This window comes from Limisphaera sp. VF-2, from assembly GCF_049537125.1.
GTDB lineage: Bacteria > Verrucomicrobiota > Verrucomicrobiia > Limisphaerales > Limisphaeraceae > Limisphaera.
Map to the genome: position 1 here is coordinate 565,855 of NZ_JBMVQY010000001.1, position 16,699 is coordinate 582,553.

The following is a 16,699-nucleotide window of genomic DNA, read 5'->3' on the forward strand; positions in this document are numbered from 1 at the left end:
CTTATGGAATCCCGAACCTTCACCCTTCCTTGGAACCTCGTCACCCGCAATCTGCACGGGCACGAGTTGTTGCGGAAAAAGCTCCACCAGAAGATCAACAAACTGAGTCGGCACTTGAGGCGGTTCCCCCCCGGCACGGTGCACCTGCAGGTGTTGCTGGAAAAGCATCCGCGCCGGCCGGAATACCGCGCCGGTCTGACCCTGCGTGTTCCGTCGAACATTTTGCGGGCCGAGGAGGCCGGTGCGGACGTCATCCAGGCCCTGGACAAGGCCGTCAAGACGCTGTTGCGGGAACTGGAAAGCCTCAAGGCGGAATTGCGGCGGGAAATGTTCTGGAAACGCCGGGGGCGCCGCGCGCTGTTGCATGAGATGAAAGCCGCCGGCTTCGCTCCCAGCCCGCAACCCGAGGGTGAGGGCCCGCAGAATCTGCGCGACGTGATTCGGGCGTGGCTGGCCGATCATTACGCCCGTCTGCTGCGTTTCGTGCGCCGGCAGCTGTGGCACGACATCACGGCCGGCGAGATCCCGGCCGGGGCCATCGATCCCCGCGCGGTGGTGGACGACGTGGCCCGGCGGGCCCTGCGGGAGCCGGGCAAGAAACCCGCCGGCATGAACTGGGTGTTGTGGTTGTACGTGCTGGCGCGTCAGGAACTGGCACGCCGCCGGAAGGCATTGCAGGTTCAGCAGGCACAGACGGTACCCCTGGAGCAGGAGACTCTGCTGCCGGACGAGCTTTTGGCCGAAGGCTATGATCCGGACCAACCGCTGGACCTGATCGAACGCCAGCTCGAACCGCCGGTAGCCGCACAGGCCGAGCTGGTGGCCGACCCACGCACAGAACCCCCGGATCAGGCGGTGGCCCGACGGGAGCTGCTGGCGGAAATGCGCCGGCTGGTCAGCCAGTGGCCCCGGCCCGAACGAGAGGCCTTCGAACTGCACTTCGTGGAAGGATTCGAGCCGGAGGAGGTGGCCATGATCCTGGGTGTATCGCCGGCGCAAGGCCGAGCCCTGGTCCAACAAGTGCAACAGCGACTCCGACAGGCCCTGCTCGATCTGGCGTTGGTGTGAGCGAAGGCCATTGCCCCGTGCGGGTTCGCAGGCGGGGCCCGGACCGCCGCCCGGGAGGCTTCCACCGGTCAGAAGCGCCGTTGCAGGGCGCGGCCGTTGCGGGCATGGTCAAAAGCGGCCGGCACCCGCGAGCGGACCCCGGGGAGCCCTGAGGCCCACAGGGCTGACGTGGATTCGACCGGCCATGCAAGCCTATGCCAGTGGAGTTCAAAGATTACTACGCCATCCTCGGCGTCCCGCGGGACGCCTCGGAGGAGGAAATCAAGAAGGCCTTCCGGAAGCTGGCCCGTCAGTACCACCCGGACGTGGCAAAGGACAAAAAGGCCGCAGAAGAGAAGTTCAAGGAGATCAACGAGGCCTATGAGGTCCTGAGCGACCCGGAGAAACGCCGCAAATACGATGCCCTGGGGGCGCACTGGCGGGAAGGGGAAGCCTTCACGCCCCCGCCCGGGTGGGAGCGACGCGCCTGGACCAGTCCGGATGGGACGCAACACTTCGAGTTTCATTTTGGCGGGACCGGGTTCAGCGATTTCTTCGAGCGATTCTTCGGCGGCGGACGATTCCGGGATTTCGAACCCTTTGTTGCGGAAGAACCGGGCCCGGGGCCCGATTTCACGGACCGCACTTTTGCCCGACGCGGGGCCGATGTGGAGGGCGACATCCTCGTCACCCTGGAGGAGGTGTTTCATGGATCAGTCCGGACGGTCTCGCTGCAAAAGGTGAATCCACGGACCGGGCAGACAGAGACGCACACGTTCAAGGTGCGGATCCCGCCCGGGGTCCAAGAAGGCCAAATGATCCGTGTTCCGGGCAAAGGGGCAGAGGGCTGGGGCGGCGGTCCGCCCGGAGACCTTTATCTGCGTGTGCGCCTGGCGGCCCATCCGGATTTCCGCGTCCGGGGGTCCGATTTGTACTACGATCTGCCCCTGGCACCGTGGGAGGCCGTGCTGGGATGCACGGTGACCATCCCCCTGCCCGACGGCCCGGTGACCATCCGCGTTCCACCCGGGACCGGCTCCGGACGCCAGTTGCGCGTACGCGGTCGCGGCCTGCCTCGCGGCGGTTCCGGCCAACGAGGAGATTTGTATGTGGTGGCCACGGTGCAGGTTCCGGAGCCCGGAGACTTGACCCCGGAAGAACGGGACTTGTGGGAACGGCTCCGCCAGGTCTCGCGCTTCCAACCCAGACCGACGGGTGAGTGACGGAGCATGCATCTGACCCTGCATTCAAGGCGCCGAACCAGGGGCGAAAGGTTTCGCCCCGGCACTCGCAGGTGCATTTCGATCCCGAGCACGCGACGCATGCGCCCTCCGGCCACAGGTCTGGAACTCGCCGCGAGGTCACGCGTCGCCGACCTGCTCTGGAACAACGTCTGACCGCCCATGCGCGGGTTTCCAGCCCCAACCTGCCCACTCGCGGAGCCGCTGGTCGCCGCGATTCTGGAGACGTCCTGGGCCCTTTGGTCGGCGTTGGGCAGTACGGTGGCGCTGGCGGCGGCCGTCTGGGCTTCCGGCCACGCCGTCATCTACAAACGCGACCCTCGTTCCGCCGCGTTGTGGGTCATTGTGATCTGGTTGATGCCGGCGGTGGGGCCGCTGCTGTACGTGTTGCTCGGGATCAACCGGGTCCGTCGCCGCGCCAGCGCGTTGCGCGAGCACCGGCTGGGTTCGAGCGCCGGCACGTCGGCCGAAGCTCCTGGTCCCTGCGTTCCGACAGAGGTTCGCCTGCCGGAGTCGTTGGAAGGTCTGGCGGCCCTGGTGGGCCGCGTCACTGCGCTGCCGCTGGTCCCCTGCAACCGGATCGAGCCTTTGGTGAATGGCGAGGAGGCTTTTCCCGCCATGTTGCAGGCGATCCGAGAGGCGCGCCGCTCGATCGCCATGGCCAGTTACATTTTCGACGGGCACGGAATCGGGGGGCAGTTCGTGCAAGCGCTGGCGGAGGCCGTTGGGCGGGGCGTGACGGTACGCGTGCTGATCGATGATGTGTACGTGCGGTTTTCCCGCGGGTCGGCGTTCCGACCGCTTCAGCGAGCAGGGGTGCCCGTGGCCGTGTTCAATCCCCCGCTCGTCCCCGCGCGCCTCCAGGCCGCGCACCTGCGGAATCATCGAAAACTCCTGTTGGTGGACGGGCGCCTGGCGTTCACGGGGGGGCTGAATGTTCACGCGCCGTACTGGTGTCCCGAAGCCCCGGAACGGGCCCAACGGGATCTCCATTTTCGACTCGAGGGACCGGTGGTGCAACAACTGACCACCGTGTTTGCGGAAGACTGGCAGTTCAGCACGGGCGAAACCCTGGCCGGGGAGATTTGGGAATCGGAACCGAAACCAACGGGCACCACCCCCGCGCGCGCGATTGAAGCGGGGCCGGATGAAAGTCTGGATCGCTTGCGCTGGGTGTTCCTGGGGGCCCTGAATGCAGCCCGCCAGTCCATCCGTGTTTGGACACCATACTTTGTCCCCGACCCCTCCCTGGTGGCAGCGCTCAGTGCCGCGGCCCTGCGGGGCGTGGAAGTGGACATCCTCCTACCGGCCCGTTTGGATCATCCCTCTGTACAGTGGGCGTGCATGGCCCAGATCTGGCAGGTGCTGGAACATGGATGCCGCGTCTGGCTTCGCCCGCCTCCCTTCGATCACTCCAAGCTGCTGGTGGTGGACGAGCACTGGACGACCTTTGGTTCGGCCAACTGGGACGCCCGAAGTTTGCGGTTGAATTTTGAACTGAACGTGGAGTGTTATGATGCGCGGTTGGGAAACCAGCTGGCCCGGCTCTTTGACCAGGTCCGTGCCACGGCTCGACCGCTTACCAAGGCCGAGGTGGACAGCCGTTCGCTGCCGGTAAAGCTCCGCGACGGCGTGGCCCGCCTCTTTGCCCCGTACCTGTGAGGAACCGATGCTTCCGCTGCGCGACAACATCCCCAGCCGACGATACCCCATCGTGACCTGGCTCCTCATCCTGGTGAACCTGGTTGCCTTTGTCTGGGAACTCAGCCTGGGCCCGGCCCTGGGCGATGCGTTCCTGGTGTATGGCATCGTCCCGGTCCGCTACACCGTGCCGGAAGTGGCACGGCTGTTTACGTGGCCCGAACAGTTGATGCCTTTCCTCACCTCGATGTTCCTGCATGGGGGGTGGACGCACCTGCTCGGCAACCTGTGGACCCTGTGGGTGTTCGGCGATAACGTGGAGGACCGGCTGGGGCATTGGCGTTATTTGTGGTTCTATCTGGCCGGTGGGGTGGCTGCGGCACTGTTGCACATTCACACCAACGCACTGTCCACGGTTCCCACCATCGGCGCCAGCGGCGCCATTGCGGCCGTCATGGGGGCCTATTTTCGGCTTTATCCCCACGCCAGGGTGGAAATGGTGATCCCGCCCTTCTTCCTCGGGCCGTATTTCGTGGTGCCGGCCGTGGTGTTCCTGGGTTGGTGGTTCATCTTGCAATTCTTCAACGGCACGCTCAGTTTGCTGTCCAATCCAGAGGCCGCCGGGGGTATTGCCTGGTGGGCCCACATTGGCGGTTTTGTGTTTGGCGCGCTGCTGTGCAGCGTGATCAAGGTCAAGCGATTCTATCGCAGACATTACGAAGATGAGGACATGCCCTGGTAATCCGGACGGGCCCGGTACGGTCCCACGGAGGTTCCGATCCGGACGCGGGGCGCCTTGCGGCAGACCCGAGAGAGAACCATGAACTTCCAGCCGCGAGCCACCGAACCCCTGGCTGTGGAGGTTTACCAGCCGGATCCTGACCTGCTCTACTCGATCGAGATGGCGGAGAAGTTGACGCAAATCCCGCGTCGACGGATCGCGCTCTATTACCGCCACGGGCTGGTCGCCCCTGTCCATGATCCCGCCCTGGGAGGCTGGTTCTTCAACGACGAGGCTCTGCACATGTTACGGCGCGTGGATTATCTCTTCCATGTGTGCGGGATGAATCCGCGCGCCATCCGCCTCCTCCTTCACCTGATGGAGGAGGTCGAGGAGCTACGGCGGGAACTGCGCTTCTGGCGGGGATTCTGAATTCGCAAAGGTCGGATGCGTTGCGCCCCCTGCCGGCGTCGGGTCCCCGGGGAGGCCCGGGCTGGCTTTGAGCTGTGAGAGCCGTGTCCGGACCGGCGTTACCCGCGGAAGGCCGGGTGCGTGCGAGGAAACGTGGAGGGTTCGAGGAGCGGTCTCGCGGGGCTTGACCGCCCCCGCAGGCTCACGGCTCCGCGACCACGGGTCGCAGGATCAGCCGATCCCCCACCACCTCGATGGCTGCCAGTTGTCGAAGAAACTCCAGCATCTCCGGCTGACGATCCACGTCCCGGAGCAGGTTTTCCCTCTGAAGGCGGCGCAACAGCCAGTTCGGGATGGGCCGGCCGTTCGCCTCCATTTCGGCCACGGTCACGGTCAGCCAGCCGTCGGTAAGATCCAGCTGCAGCCGGGCACGGCCGTTCAAATGCCGATGGGCAAGTTCCCGCTTGCCACTCTGAGCGAGGGGAAAGGTGAACCGACCGAACACGCTGCCATTGGTCAATTCGATCCGGAGCCGGTCTCCGACCTGCGGATCCGCAGCGAGCAGGAGGTTGATTTCGTCCGCAGTGATCTCGAAAGGCGGGGTGGGAACGCCCTGCCGGACGTTTTCAAAAAAGAGCGACCACCGCACCACCAGGGCGGTCCGGTCCATTTCCGTCCCGCGCACTGCGGGCAGCGGCTCCGGCGTGGGGGTGGTGTACGTCTGCACCAACGAACGCCAGTACAAAAACAGAGCCGTCACTGCCGCGAGCCCGAGTCCTGCCAATGCGACAAGAGCCAGGCCGGCGTACCAAAGCCAGGTCCGACGCCGTCGGCGAACCTGTGTGTCCATGCCCCTCGGATGCGCTGCGGATTGGTTTTCCATGATCGTGCCCTCGGTGATGCTTTGCCGTTCGGGTTCCCCTGTGGGGATCGCCCCGGCACCCCGCTCGACGCGTCAGCGCTCTCCACATCGGCAGCGTCGCCCGAACGAATTTCGCGATGGGCGGCAGAATCCTCGTGTGCTCACGCCGGCCGGCCAAATGCTCGCCTCATCCACGCCCAACCTGCGGAAAGCTGGGACGTGCATCCGGTTCCGTCAAGTCCACGGGCGTGCAAATCGAAAGAATCGATCGTCCCGGGTGTTGCTCCGGCTCCTCTCGAACGCAGTTTCCGCAAACTAGGAGGTCGAACGAGTTCTGCCAATGGGCTGGCAAATCGGACGGTTTCGACCCGCGCGGCCGGCGGAAGTCACGTGCCATCCCCCGCCTCGTATCCGTGCGGATGCGCCGATTGGCCGTACGCAAGCAACACACAGGGTGGACCGGTTCCAAATGGGTCGCCCCGGCCACAAACGGCGGGTTTCAGATCTGCATTACCGGCGGACGCCCCGACCCGGTTCGCCCGATCCCGGTTCCCCGCCGGTGACGGGGAAACCAAGAGACTCCGTTCCCCGGCACATCGGCATGTGCCCGGGTCGGCACAACGCCGCCCACCGATCGTCTCCGCCCTGCCCGGAGTGCGTGCCCGTGCGGTTTCGCGCAAGAATGGCCCGGTCCGGGGGTGCCGGCGCGGACTTCACCCCACGCTGCCTTCGAGACTGACTCCCAGCAGCTTCTGCGCCTCGACGGCAAACTCCATGGGCAACTCTTTGAAGACCTCCTTGCAGAACCCGTTGACGATCATGTTCACGGCGTCCTGGGTGGAGAGGCCGCGCTGGTTGCAATAGAAGATCTGGTCCTCCCCGATCTTGGAGGTCGTGGCCTCGTGTTCCACCGACGAGGTGGAGTTGCGCACATCAATGTACGGGAACGTGTGGGCCCCGCACTTGTCGCCGATCAACATCGAGTCGCATTGCGAGAAATTCCGGGCATACGCAGCGGATTTGCGAATCTCCACCAGCCCGCGATAGACGTTTTGTCCACGTCCGGCCGAAATGCCCTTCGAAACGATGGTGCTGCGGGTGTTGCGACCGATGTGGATCATTTTGGTGCCGGTGTCGGCCTGCTGGCGCCCGTTGACCACGGCGACCGAGTAGAACTCACCGATGGAGTTCTCGCCCAGGAGCACGCAGCTGGGGTACTTCCAGGTGATGGCCGAGCCGGTTTCCACCTGTGTCCAGGAGATCTTCGAATTCCGACCTTTGCAAAGGCCCCGTTTGGTCACGAAGTTGAAGATGCCGCCGCGGCCTTCTTCGTCACCGGGATACCAGTTCTGCACGGTCGAATATTTGATCTCCGCATTGTCCAGAGCAATCAGTTCCACGACCGCCGCGTGGAGCTGGTTTTCATCGCGCATCGGCGCCGTGCAGCCTTCCAGGTAACTCACATAAGCGCCTTCATCCGCGATGATGAGGGTGCGCTCGAACTGGCCGGACTTGGCCGCATTGATCCGGAAGTAGGTGGACAACTCCATGGGGCACCGCACGCCCTTGGGCACGTACACAAACGAACCGTCGCTGAAGACGGCGGAGTTGAGCGCGGCATAAAAGTTGTCCGTATAGGGGACCACGCTGCCGAGGTATTTCCGCACCAGGTCCGGGTGTTCCCGCACGGCCTCGCTCATGGAGCAGAAGATGATGCCCTTCTCGGCCAACTGCCGCTGGAAGGTGGTGCCCACGGAGACGCTGTCGAACACCGCGTCCACGGCCACCCCGGCCAGCCGTTCCCGTTCCCGCAACGGGATGCCAAGCTTCTCGTAGGTCTCGAGCAGTTTGGGATCCACCTCCTCGAGGCTCTTGGGGCCGTCGGCCCGGCTCTTGGGGGCCACGTAATAGACAATCTCCTGAAAATTGATCGGCGGGTATTTGACGAACTGCCAGTTGGGCGGCGCCATCGTCAGCCAGTGCCGATAGGCTTTCAGGCGCCACTCGGTCAGCCATTCGGGCTCCCGCTTCTTGGCCGAGATGAACCGAATGATGTCCTCGTTCAAGCCGGGCGGGGCCGACTCGGTCTCGATGTCGGTGTAAAAGCCGTACTTGTACTCTTTTTTGACCAGACTTTCGATGGTCTCAACCGCCGTGCTCATGCGTTGCCTCTCCTGCGAGTCGGAGAGGGCAGGACGAGACGGGGACTGGCCCCTCTTGACGTCCTGCCGGCGACTCGCGCAAGCACAAATTAGTGCACGAAAACTCCCTGTCAACGTGCCCTCAGCAGACCTCCGCCAACCGGGTGCCGCTCCTGTCTACGGCTCGCTGCGGCCCACCGGGGCCGGAATCGCGGCCCGGGGCCCGGCGCCGCGCCTCCGGCGCACGCGTGGATTTCAGACTGGCGCAAACGGCCGGGATCGCCTTTTCTGGCGTCATGAACACCGCCAACGGCTTCAGGATGGGATTGATCGGGGCCGGCCTTTTGCTGTTGCCGGCGGTATGGGCGCAAACCAATGCAGATGCGGCCGCGGAACTGCGACGCGGCCGACATTTCATTCCCACCCCCGTGTATTCGGAGGAGGACGACGCCCGGATCCTGCGCTTGTTCGACGGCCTGCGCGTGGCTGACGTCTGTGACGGCATGGACAAGGCGGGCTTGCACAACCTCGGGCTGATGGATCCGGAGATTCGTCCGCTGTGGAAGGACACGCGCACGTTCCGGCACCGGATCGTGGGCATAGCGGTCACGGCCCGGTATGTGCCCACGCAGGAACCACCGGCCGGACGTCGGGAAACCGCGGATTTCGATCGGTGGGTGGCGACGTGGTATCGGGACCGGAGCAGCGAGCCGTTTGTGCCGCTGCTGCGCCCGGGAACGGTGCTGGTCATCGAGGAGCACGGCCATGACACCGGCTCGATCGGCTCCAACAACATCCTGACCTGGAAACAGCGCGGCTGTGTGGGCGTGGTCAGCAGCGCCACGGCCCGCGACACGGATGAGATCGAGGCTCAGGGAATCCCCCTGTACTTCAAGCGGCCGGGCCGCGGCATCCGGCCGGGGCGCAACGAGATCGAGTCTGTGAATGCGCCCATTGTCTGCGGGGGTGTGCTGGTCAGGCCCGGGGACGTCATCGTCGCAGACGGGGATGGTGTGATCGTGGTCCCGCGGGCCCGCGCGGAAGAGGTGGCTGCCTACGCACGGGCCACATTGGAACAGGACAAGTCGGCCCGGCGGCGCCTGTACGAGGCGCTGGGTCTGCCGAAAGATCGTTCCGTGGAGTGATGCGGCCGTGGGCCCGTCGGCAGGAAAACCCGATCGTTCCAAGGACGCCCCGCCAGGCACCCGTGCTCGCGGAGGCACGGCCCTCCCGGGGGCAGGCACCTCGTCATTGCCGCGCAGTGCACCGTCGGAGTCCAGCCTTACGAGTCCGCGAGCACGGCTCCGTCCGTTGCCGGCCGCCGCCATCGCCGCCACGGGCGGGTTTGCGATTCTGGTGCTGGAGATCGTGGGCGCCCGGTACTTGGCCAAGGATTTTGGCAGCTCGTTCTATGTGTGGGTGAGTCAGATCGGCGTGGTGATGATTGCGCTGGCGGCGGGCTACTACGTCGGCGGGGCCCTGGCGGACCGCTGGCAGCAGCTGCGACGGTTGGCCTGGCTGTTGTGGCCCACCGGCCTGTTTACCATCGCCATCCCGTGGCTGGCCCCACCGGTGCTGGACTGGATTGTCAACCGGCATCCCGCCGATGAGCCCATTCCCCCTCTCTGGCAGAAACTGGATCCTGCCCTCGGAAGCGGGGTGATCTTTTTCTTCCCCTGCTTCATCCTGGCGATGTTGTCGCCGTATTTGATCCGACTGACCAGTCAGCAACTCAGCCATGTGGGCCGCGTCAGTGGGTTGATCATCGCCGCCAGCACGGTGGGCAGCATTGCAGGGGTTTTTGTGGCCGGGTACGTTCTGGTGGACCATTTGGGACTGTCGGCGATTTTTCGGTGGACCGGCGGTTTGATCCTGCTGCTGGGCGGGGTCTGTTGGTGGGCCGAGCCGGGAGCGAAGACAGTTCCCCCAGAGACATCTTCATGAGACCAGGGAGCCAAGTGGGGCCCGGGCGCCCGGGATGGCTGCTCGTGGCCGTTTTGAGCGTGGCTTCTGCCACGGCGCAGGTGGTGTTCGAAGCCACCTCGCCCTATCACAACATCCGCGTGGAGGACAGCGGCGGGCTGCGGCTCCTGACCTTTGACGGCACGCTGCAGACGCGCATGTCCCTGCGGAATCCGCTGGAGGGACACTTCGAATACATCGAGTACTTCCACCTGCCGTGGCTGTGGAACACGCAGATTGCGCGGGTGTTGATGATCGGCCTTGGCGGAGGCAGCGCCCAGCGTCAGTGGGCGGCCTATTATCCGGAGGTTTATTTCGAGACCGTGGAGATCGATCCCCTGGTGGTGCAGGTGGCCCAGCAATACTTCGGGGTTCGCGAAGGTCCCAACCAACGGGTGGTGGTCGAGGACGGGCGCATGTATCTGCGGCGGTCCCGTCAACGCTGGGATGTGCTGCTGGTGGATGCGTACACGGAAAACCGTTACGGCGCATTCATCCCTTATCATCTGGCCACCCGGGAGTTTTTTGAACTGGCTCGCGACCGCCTGACCACCAACGGCATCGTGGCCTACAACGCCATCGGCACCTTGAACGCCTGGCAGTCCGACGTCATCGGTTCCCTGTATCGAACACTCCGCGAGGTGTTCCCCCAGGTGTATCTGTTCCCGGCGCAAACCAGTCAGAACATCGTGCTGGTGGCGACCCGGGACTCGCGGCGGCGGACACGGCTGGAACTCGAACAAATGGCGCGCGTCCTGCAGACGTCGGGCCGGGTTCGAATGCCGGGGTTTCTCAGCCGCGTGCGGGCCCTCCGCGAGGAACCACCCGGGCATTTCGCCCGATGCGGCGTGCTGACGGATGACTTCGCCCCCGTGGACGGTTTGTTGACCCGGGGGCGGTAGAGAAGTGCCAGTGGCACACGGTTGCGCCCGCCCACCCCCTTCTCGCCCCCCGCGACGGGAAAACCCGTCAGCGAAGCAGATGCTCCCGAGGTGCCATGGACGCGGATGGGTTCTGAATCCGGACCGAATGTTTCAGTGGCGGGAGCCGGGCCGCGCAGGCTCTGGCCCCGCCCCGGGCGGCGGGCCGGAACGACCCCATCCGGGGACAACCTGGGCCGTCCCGACAGGCACCGGAATGCGAAATGGAGCGGTGGACGGCTCCGCGTACGAAAAGAGGCTTCGCCAGCCAATCGGAACCTTCCCCGGGTGCGGCCCCGGGCCTCGCGGCTGTTCCAGACCCCGGGCGGGGATCGTCCCCTTGAAATTCCGGGTTGGATTGCCCCGCCGTCGGGCTTAAGCTCCGCGCAGGGTATGAAACGATCCTTGGGGGCACAAACACTGGTTCATCCCACCCCGGTGTTCGTCGTGGGCACGTACGATGCGCAGGGTCGGCCGAACGTCATGACCGCGTCCTGGGCCGGGGTGTGTTGTTCGCAACCTCCGTGCGTCTCCGTGGCTCTGCGCCGCGCCACCTACACGTACGAGAATCTCCTGGCGCGTCGCGCCTTTACCATCAGTATTCCTTCGCAAACCCAGGTGCGTTACGCCGATTACTTCGGGTTGGCATCCGGGCGGGACGTGGACAAGTTCGCCGCGACCGGGTTGACGCCGGCCCGCAGCCTGCTTGTGGATGCCCCGTATGTGGAAGAGTTTCCCCTGGTGCTGGAGTGCCGTCTGTTGCAAAGCGTGGAAGTGGGGCTGCACACGCTGTTCATCGGAGAGATCCTCGACGTGAAAGCCGACGAATCCGTGCTCAATGGCGAGGGCCGCACGGATCCGGAAAAGCTCCGGCCGCTGGCCTTTGCCCCGGACACACAAGCCTATTACGCGCTGGGCGAGTTTGTGGCGCGCGCATTCGCCGTGGGCGAAGAAATCAAGCTGCGCGTGCCGGATCCGCACTGCGCGTGAGCCGCGGAGTCGCGGCCGGAGTTGGTGCGGGGCCGAAGGACCCTCCGCTTGCGTGCCCGTTTCCCCTGTGCTCCGGTCCGTTCCGAGGACCGATCTCCAAGAGTCCCGGCGGTGGATGGAAACGCGCGCAAGGCGCACGAGATCCCCGTCCGAGCCATTGGACTCCGGGTGGCCGGCAGGGATTCCCTAGGGTGGTCTGAATGCCGGCGCATCGGCTCGCAACCTCTTTGACCGAGGCCTCATCTCGAACCTCGACGGGCCGGAGCCGGTGTTGGATCCACCTGCGCAGGCGAGAGGCGTCCTCGATCCCCCCGCGCCGTCGACCCTTGGTTTGTACCCTCCGGTCGCCGACTCCGGGGATGCCGAGAGGCCCGGCAAGAGGCCGGCGAGACTCTGCCGCGACCAGCCAGCTTGGGTTCACAAGGGAGCGCGGGGCTGCGTGGAAGCTGACAGCCCGGCTAAGTTCCGGCGCAGCCGGGCAGCCGCGGAGATTTTCGTTTCGCCGGCTACCGGGTTCGGTTAATAGGGTTTTGTGGCGGCCGTGAGTCACGAAGGCGAGCGCGTGCTGCGGGGCATCCCTGTGTCCAACGGGGTGTGCCGCGGCAAGCTGTTGGTCTGGCGCAAGGCAGAAGCAGAGGTTCCACACTGGGAGCTGCGCGAGGACGAAATCCCTGCCGAGATCGAACGCCTGGAGCGCGCCCTGGTGGCCACGCGGCAGCAGTTGCTGGATGTGCAGCGACGGGTGCGCGAGGTCATGGGCGCACAGGAGGCGGGCATCTTCGACGCGCATTTGCTGGTTTTGGAAGACCGCGTCCTGGTGGACGAGGTCACCCGCCTGATTACCGAGGAAAGGCTGAACGCCGAGTACGCCTACCACCTGGTGGCGCAGAAATACATGGCCGCCCTGGCCGCCGTGGAGGATGAGTATCTGCGGGAGCGGGTCGCCGACATGCGCGATGTCACCGCCCGCGTCCTCAGTCATTTGATGGGTCGGGCCCACGGCGTGGAGCTGGCGCACCTGCACGAGCCGGTCATCCTGGTGGCCCATGATTTGACCCCCAGCGACACCGTGCAGATGGACAAGTCCAAGGTGCTGGGCTTTGCCACCGAGGTGGGCAGCCAGACGTCCCACACGGCGATTTTGGCCCGTTCCCTGGGCCTGCCCGCCGTGGTGGGGATTCCCCACGCCCTGCGGGAGCTGGAAACCGGCCAGTATGCCCTGCTGGACGGGTTCAACGGGCTCCTGATTCTGCATCCTTCGGATCAAACCCTCTTCGAGTACGGGCAGCTGGTCCGCCGGCAACTCACGCTGGAGGAAAAGCTGCGGGAAGTGGTGGACCAGCCGGCGGTCACGCTCGACGGACACCGGGTGTGGGTGCTGGCCAACATCGAGCAGGCCGAGGACGTCGAGGCGGTGCGCCTCAGCGGCGCCGAGGGCGTGGGTTTGTTTCGCACGGAGTATTTGTACATCAACCGAGATCACCCTCCGGACGAAGAGGAACAGTTCCAGGCGTATCGAAAGGTGGCCGTGGCCCTGCGGCCCCAGCCGGTCATCGTGCGCACCCTGGACCTGGGCGGGGACAAGTTTCTCTCTCATTTGGTCGCGCAACAGGAGATGAACCCGTTCCTGGGTTGGCGCGCCATCCGTCTCTGTCTGCAGCAGCCCGAGATGTTCGGGGCGCAGCTGCGCGCGATCCTGCGGGCCAGCGCCGAGGGCAACGTGAAGTTGATGTACCCCATGATCTCCGGGCTGGAGGAGCTCTGCCAGGCCAACGAGTTGCTGGAGCAATGCAAGGCCCAGCTGCGCGAGCGCGGCCAGCCGTTCAACGAGTCCATCGAAATCGGGGCCATGATCGAGATCCCCTCCGCGGCGCTGGTGGCCGACGCACTGGCCCGGCGGGTGCGTTTCTTCAGCATCGGGACCAACGATCTGATTCAGTACGCGCTGGCGGTGGATCGGATGAACGAGCGCATCGCGCATTTGTACGAACCGACCCACCCGGCCATTCTGCGGCTGATTCGGCGCACGGTCGAAGCCGCCGAAGCCCAGGGGCTGCGGGTCAGCGTGTGCGGCGAGATGGCGGGGGAGCCGGTCCTGGTGCCGTTGTTACTGGGCCTCGGTGTCCATGAGCTCAGCGCCGCCCCTCCCCTCGTGCCCCGCATCAAGTACGTGATCCGCCGCATCCGGATGGCCGAGGCCCGGGCCCTGGCGCAGTGGGCTCTGGAGTGCGAGTCGGCCAGAGAGATCCTGCAGCGAAGCCGGGATCTGGCGCGGGAAGCCGCCCCCCTGCTGTTCGAGGCACGAACGGTAACCCTTTGAAGGAGCCCCCCGAGGCTCAGCCGAACCGGCGCCGCAACCGCTCCAGGTGATAGTCCCGGCGCTGCTCGGGAGTCATCTGCGAGAAATCGGGCGCGGGGGCCGGAGGCCCGGCAAGGGCTCCGGTACGGGCCGTGCCCTCGGGAGCATGCCTTCGAGGGATCCCTGGCGAAGCGGAGGCGGCACTGCGTGCATCGACCGCCGAACGCTGTCCCAGCGGATTGTTGCGGATCGAAACAGCCGAAGGAGGCCGGCCGGTGCGATCCGCCCGCAAGGCGGGTTCGGTGATCTGCAGGTCTTCTTCCAGCGTGCGCCGCGGCCGGATTCCCCTGGCCTGCAAAACGCCGTGATAGGCCCGCACGGCTTCTTCCGGACCGATGCGTCCCTCGGTGATGAGCCGCAACATCTCGATAAACGCCAACTGGTGTTCGGCGTGGTTGATCTTCCGACCGTACAGGGCGACACGTGCGCCATGCCGCTGGGCCTCGTGCAGCAACAGGAACGCATCATGGGTGGTGCCGGCCCCGCCCCCGAGAATGCCGACGATCAGATTGGGGTCGTATTGGACGAGTTCCTCCAGCGCGCGCGGGCCGTGGTAAACGATCTTCAAAAAGAGCGGCCGACCGGCCACCGGAACGCCGGCCAGGGTACGAAGGATCTGATCGTTGATGAACTCGGCAAGCCTCTCCGGGGGCAGGCCCGGGTCCACGTTGGGATCGAACACTTCCAGGAAGTGACGGAACTGTTTGCGCTCGGCCTCTTCGCGGAAGGCCTTGTACGCGAGCAGGGTTTCCCGGTCGCGTTCGAGGTCGTTCAGGAAGGTGACGGAGTAGAGGCCCAGGTTGGCCCCGGGAAAGTCGCGGGTGGACCGGTCGCATTCGACACGGCCGCACTGGATCTGATCGATGGTGGCGGTGCGGAACGGGCGGGAGGGCTCGGCGGTGTAACAACCGTGACGGACCGCCCAAATGTCCGTGGTGTCGTTGGCCCGGGCGGCCGGAGTGACGGTCGACCGCCGAAACAGGCCCTCCTGAATGGTCAGGAGATCGTTCACATAGGGCGACATCAACATGATGTCCACGATCCCCTGGTGCACGATCTCGCGAATGATATCGAGAAACTCCGGCAGATTGCGGTAGCCGAATTCCTCGCGTGTCCACACTTCGGGGGAAAACTGGGCGGGCCGGGCCCCGCGGGCCGACAACCACGAGCGCGGGCCGGGGGCCCGTACCCCGTAGGCCATGTCGGCATCCTTCGCATCCGCAAGAATGAAGGTTCGCCCCTGCGGGTGGGCGCGGATCTCAGCCAGTTTGCGGTCCAGGGATTTTTCCGGACCGGGTGGTGCGGAGGCAGCTGGGCCGGGCGAGCTCATTTCCACCGGGCCAGGATCTCGTCCGTGATGATCTGGACGGCCTTCTCGGCTTCAGGATCGAAGTCCGCCTCCGGCGCGGGCCGGGGCGGGACCGTGCAGGTCACTCCCGGGCGCCACTGGTCGTTGTCGCAAAGCTCGCATTCCTTGAGCCCGAAGCGCGGATCGGGGATGCCCAGCTCCTGTTTGATCTTGAGCAGATCCCGCAGCTGCTGGGGCGTCATGGTCTGGGGCGGCCTGCCCAATTGGGCGGTCACCAGCACGGTGCGGCAGTACGCCTCCAGAATCTCCATTTTGAAATAGGCATCCTCCAGACCGAGGTGACTCCAACTGACCACCCCGTGGTTGGCCATGAGGATGGTGTTGTGTTGATCCACCAGCTCGGCCACGAGCTGGCCCATTTCCGGCGTGCCCGGCGTGCGGTACGGCGCCACGGCCACGGAGGCAAACACCTCGAATTCGGGGATGAGACAGGTGGGCGGCACCAGTCCGGCCACGGCGAAACCCGTGGCATAGGGGGGATGACAGTGACAGGTCGCCACGGCGCGGGGCTGACGCTGAAAGATCTGCAGATGCATCAGAATCTCGCTGGTCCGCTTTTTTTGCCCGCACAATTGACGGCCGGTGAAGTCCACCAGGCACATGTCCTCGGGCTTCATGAACCCCTTGCTGACCAGCGTGGGCGTGCAGAGCGCCAGATCTTTGCCCACGCGAATGGCCAGGTTGCCCCCGTTGCCGTCGACATATTCGCGCAGCCAGAGGCGGCGGCCGATGTCGCACATCTGTTCCTTCAATTCCTGACACCACGCCGAATGAAAGAAGGCCTCAATCTCGGCTGCGGGTGATTGGGAGGAAAGATCGGACGGGGAGCCCGGGGAGCCGGAGGTTTTGGGGGCGGCCGGGGCCGTGGCGGGTATCGGAGCGTTGCGGCCCTGCTGTTGGGCCGCTTCCCAGTCGCGCAAAAAGTCGCGGGCGGCCGGCGTCAGGATGGCGTCGGCGGGCAGTTGCCGCAGATCCCGTCCCTGACGCAGGAGGTTTTCCAGATCGCGCAGGCTGATCACCTGTTTCATGGCAGAA

14 protein-coding genes are annotated in these 16,699 nt (G+C 65.2%); 10 read left to right on the forward strand and 4 right to left on the reverse strand.

Going from position 1 to position 16,699, the window contains the following annotated elements:
• Positions 1–3: 3 nt before the first annotated feature.
• The 5 genes from ACPDIT_RS01975 to ACPDIT_RS01995 all read left to right on the forward strand — a co-directional run bounded on the left by ACPDIT_RS01975 (position 4) and on the right by ACPDIT_RS01995 (position 5,082).
• On the forward strand, positions 4–1,068 hold the full coding sequence (locus ACPDIT_RS01975) for an HPF/RaiA family ribosome-associated protein (protein WP_423441071.1): 1,065 nt from the start codon (positions 4–6) through the stop codon (positions 1,066–1,068).
• A 194-nt stretch (positions 1,069–1,262) separates the two neighbouring features.
• Positions 1,263–2,270 (forward strand): DnaJ C-terminal domain-containing protein, encoded by a 1,008-nt coding sequence (locus ACPDIT_RS01980; protein ID WP_423441073.1) that lies wholly within the window; start codon positions 1,263–1,265, stop codon positions 2,268–2,270.
• A gap of 234 nt (positions 2,271–2,504) precedes the next feature.
• Entirely contained in the window at positions 2,505–3,950 is a 1,446-nt protein-coding gene (locus ACPDIT_RS01985) for a phospholipase D-like domain-containing protein (protein ID WP_423442558.1), read from the forward strand.
• A 7-nt stretch (positions 3,951–3,957) separates the two neighbouring features.
• Entirely contained in the window at positions 3,958–4,671 is a 714-nt protein-coding gene (locus ACPDIT_RS01990; protein WP_423441074.1) for a rhomboid family intramembrane serine protease, read from the forward strand.
• A gap of 78 nt (positions 4,672–4,749) precedes the next feature.
• Positions 4,750–5,082, forward strand: a complete 333-nt coding sequence (locus ACPDIT_RS01995; protein WP_423441075.1) for a MerR family transcriptional regulator — start codon at positions 4,750–4,752, stop codon at positions 5,080–5,082.
• A gap of 181 nt (positions 5,083–5,263) precedes the next feature.
• Here the strand turns inward: ACPDIT_RS01995 and ACPDIT_RS02000 are convergent, their stop codons facing one another.
• Together ACPDIT_RS02000 and sufB are read right to left on the reverse strand one after the other, a co-directional pair.
• Positions 5,264–5,911: a hypothetical protein gene (locus tag ACPDIT_RS02000; RefSeq protein ID WP_423441076.1), complete on the reverse strand. Its 648-nt coding sequence runs from the start codon at positions 5,909–5,911 to the stop codon at positions 5,264–5,266.
• 725 nt (positions 5,912–6,636) lie between these two features.
• A complete protein-coding gene (gene sufB / locus ACPDIT_RS02005; RefSeq protein ID WP_423441078.1) occupies positions 6,637–8,085 on the reverse strand; it encodes a Fe-S cluster assembly protein SufB in 1,449 nt (482 codons plus the stop codon).
• A 275-nt stretch (positions 8,086–8,360) separates the two neighbouring features.
• Between sufB and ACPDIT_RS02010 the strand changes: the two genes are divergently transcribed.
• The 5 genes from ACPDIT_RS02010 (at position 8,361) to ptsP (ending at position 14,256) form a co-directional block, all read left to right on the forward strand.
• The gene (locus ACPDIT_RS02010; RefSeq protein WP_423441080.1) at positions 8,361–9,209 is read left to right on the forward strand and encodes an RraA family protein; all 849 of its coding nucleotides are present in this window, start codon (positions 8,361–8,363) and stop codon (positions 9,207–9,209) included.
• Positions 9,210–9,375: 166 nt separating this feature from the next.
• Entirely contained in the window at positions 9,376–10,008 is a 633-nt protein-coding gene (locus tag ACPDIT_RS02015) for a fused MFS/spermidine synthase (protein ID WP_423441082.1), read from the forward strand.
• Positions 10,005–10,928 carry a spermidine synthase gene (locus ACPDIT_RS02020; protein ID WP_423441083.1) on the forward strand — a complete coding sequence of 308 codons (924 nt, stop codon included), beginning with the start codon at positions 10,005–10,007 and terminating at the stop codon, positions 10,926–10,928. Before ACPDIT_RS02015 ends, ACPDIT_RS02020 begins: the two co-directional genes overlap by 4 nt.
• A 411-nt stretch (positions 10,929–11,339) precedes the next feature.
• Entirely contained in the window at positions 11,340–11,936 is a 597-nt protein-coding gene (locus tag ACPDIT_RS02025; protein WP_423441085.1) for a flavin reductase family protein, read from the forward strand.
• A gap of 532 nt (positions 11,937–12,468) precedes the next feature.
• Positions 12,469–14,256 (forward strand): phosphoenolpyruvate--protein phosphotransferase, encoded by a 1,788-nt coding sequence (ptsP, locus tag ACPDIT_RS02030; protein WP_423441087.1) that lies wholly within the window; start codon positions 12,469–12,471, stop codon positions 14,254–14,256.
• 16 nt (positions 14,257–14,272) lie between these two features.
• On the opposite strand, the gene ACPDIT_RS02035 is transcribed toward ptsP, so the two are convergent.
• Positions 14,273–15,625, reverse strand: coding sequence for a hypothetical protein (locus tag ACPDIT_RS02035; RefSeq protein ID WP_423441088.1), 1,353 nt, complete (start codon positions 15,623–15,625; stop codon positions 14,273–14,275).
• Positions 15,622–16,692: a class II aldolase/adducin family protein gene (locus ACPDIT_RS02040; RefSeq protein WP_423441090.1), complete on the reverse strand. Its 1,071-nt coding sequence runs from the start codon at positions 16,690–16,692 to the stop codon at positions 15,622–15,624. The genes ACPDIT_RS02035 and ACPDIT_RS02040 overlap by 4 nt, the downstream gene beginning before the upstream one ends.
• Positions 16,693–16,699: the final 7 nt, after the last annotated feature.

Bases quoted from the DNA above. Each gene is read 5' to 3' on its own strand.
- sufB (WP_423441078.1), bottom strand. From the start codon at position 8,085: ATGAGCACGGCGGTTGAGACCATCGAAAGTCTGGTCAAAAAAGAGTAC.
- ACPDIT_RS02025 (WP_423441085.1), top strand. From the start codon at position 11,340: ATGAAACGATCCTTGGGGGCACAAACACTGGTTCATCCCACCCCGGTG.
- ACPDIT_RS01975 (WP_423441071.1), top strand. From the start codon at position 4: ATGGAATCCCGAACCTTCACCCTTCCTTGGAACCTCGTCACCCGCAAT.
- ACPDIT_RS02035 (WP_423441088.1), bottom strand. From the start codon at position 15,625: ATGAGCTCGCCCGGCCCAGCTGCCTCCGCACCACCCGGTCCGGAAAAA.
- ACPDIT_RS01995 (WP_423441075.1), top strand. From the start codon at position 4,750: ATGAACTTCCAGCCGCGAGCCACCGAACCCCTGGCTGTGGAGGTTTAC.
- ACPDIT_RS02010 (WP_423441080.1), top strand. From the start codon at position 8,361: ATGAACACCGCCAACGGCTTCAGGATGGGATTGATCGGGGCCGGCCTT.
- ACPDIT_RS02040 (WP_423441090.1), bottom strand. From the start codon at position 16,692: ATGAAACAGGTGATCAGCCTGCGCGATCTGGAAAACCTCCTGCGTCAG.
- ACPDIT_RS02000 (WP_423441076.1), bottom strand. From the start codon at position 5,911: ATGGACACACAGGTTCGCCGACGGCGTCGGACCTGGCTTTGGTACGCC.
- ACPDIT_RS02020 (WP_423441083.1), top strand. From the start codon at position 10,005: ATGAGACCAGGGAGCCAAGTGGGGCCCGGGCGCCCGGGATGGCTGCTC.
- ACPDIT_RS01980 (WP_423441073.1), top strand. From the start codon at position 1,263: ATGCCAGTGGAGTTCAAAGATTACTACGCCATCCTCGGCGTCCCGCGG.
- ACPDIT_RS01990 (WP_423441074.1), top strand. From the start codon at position 3,958: ATGCTTCCGCTGCGCGACAACATCCCCAGCCGACGATACCCCATCGTG.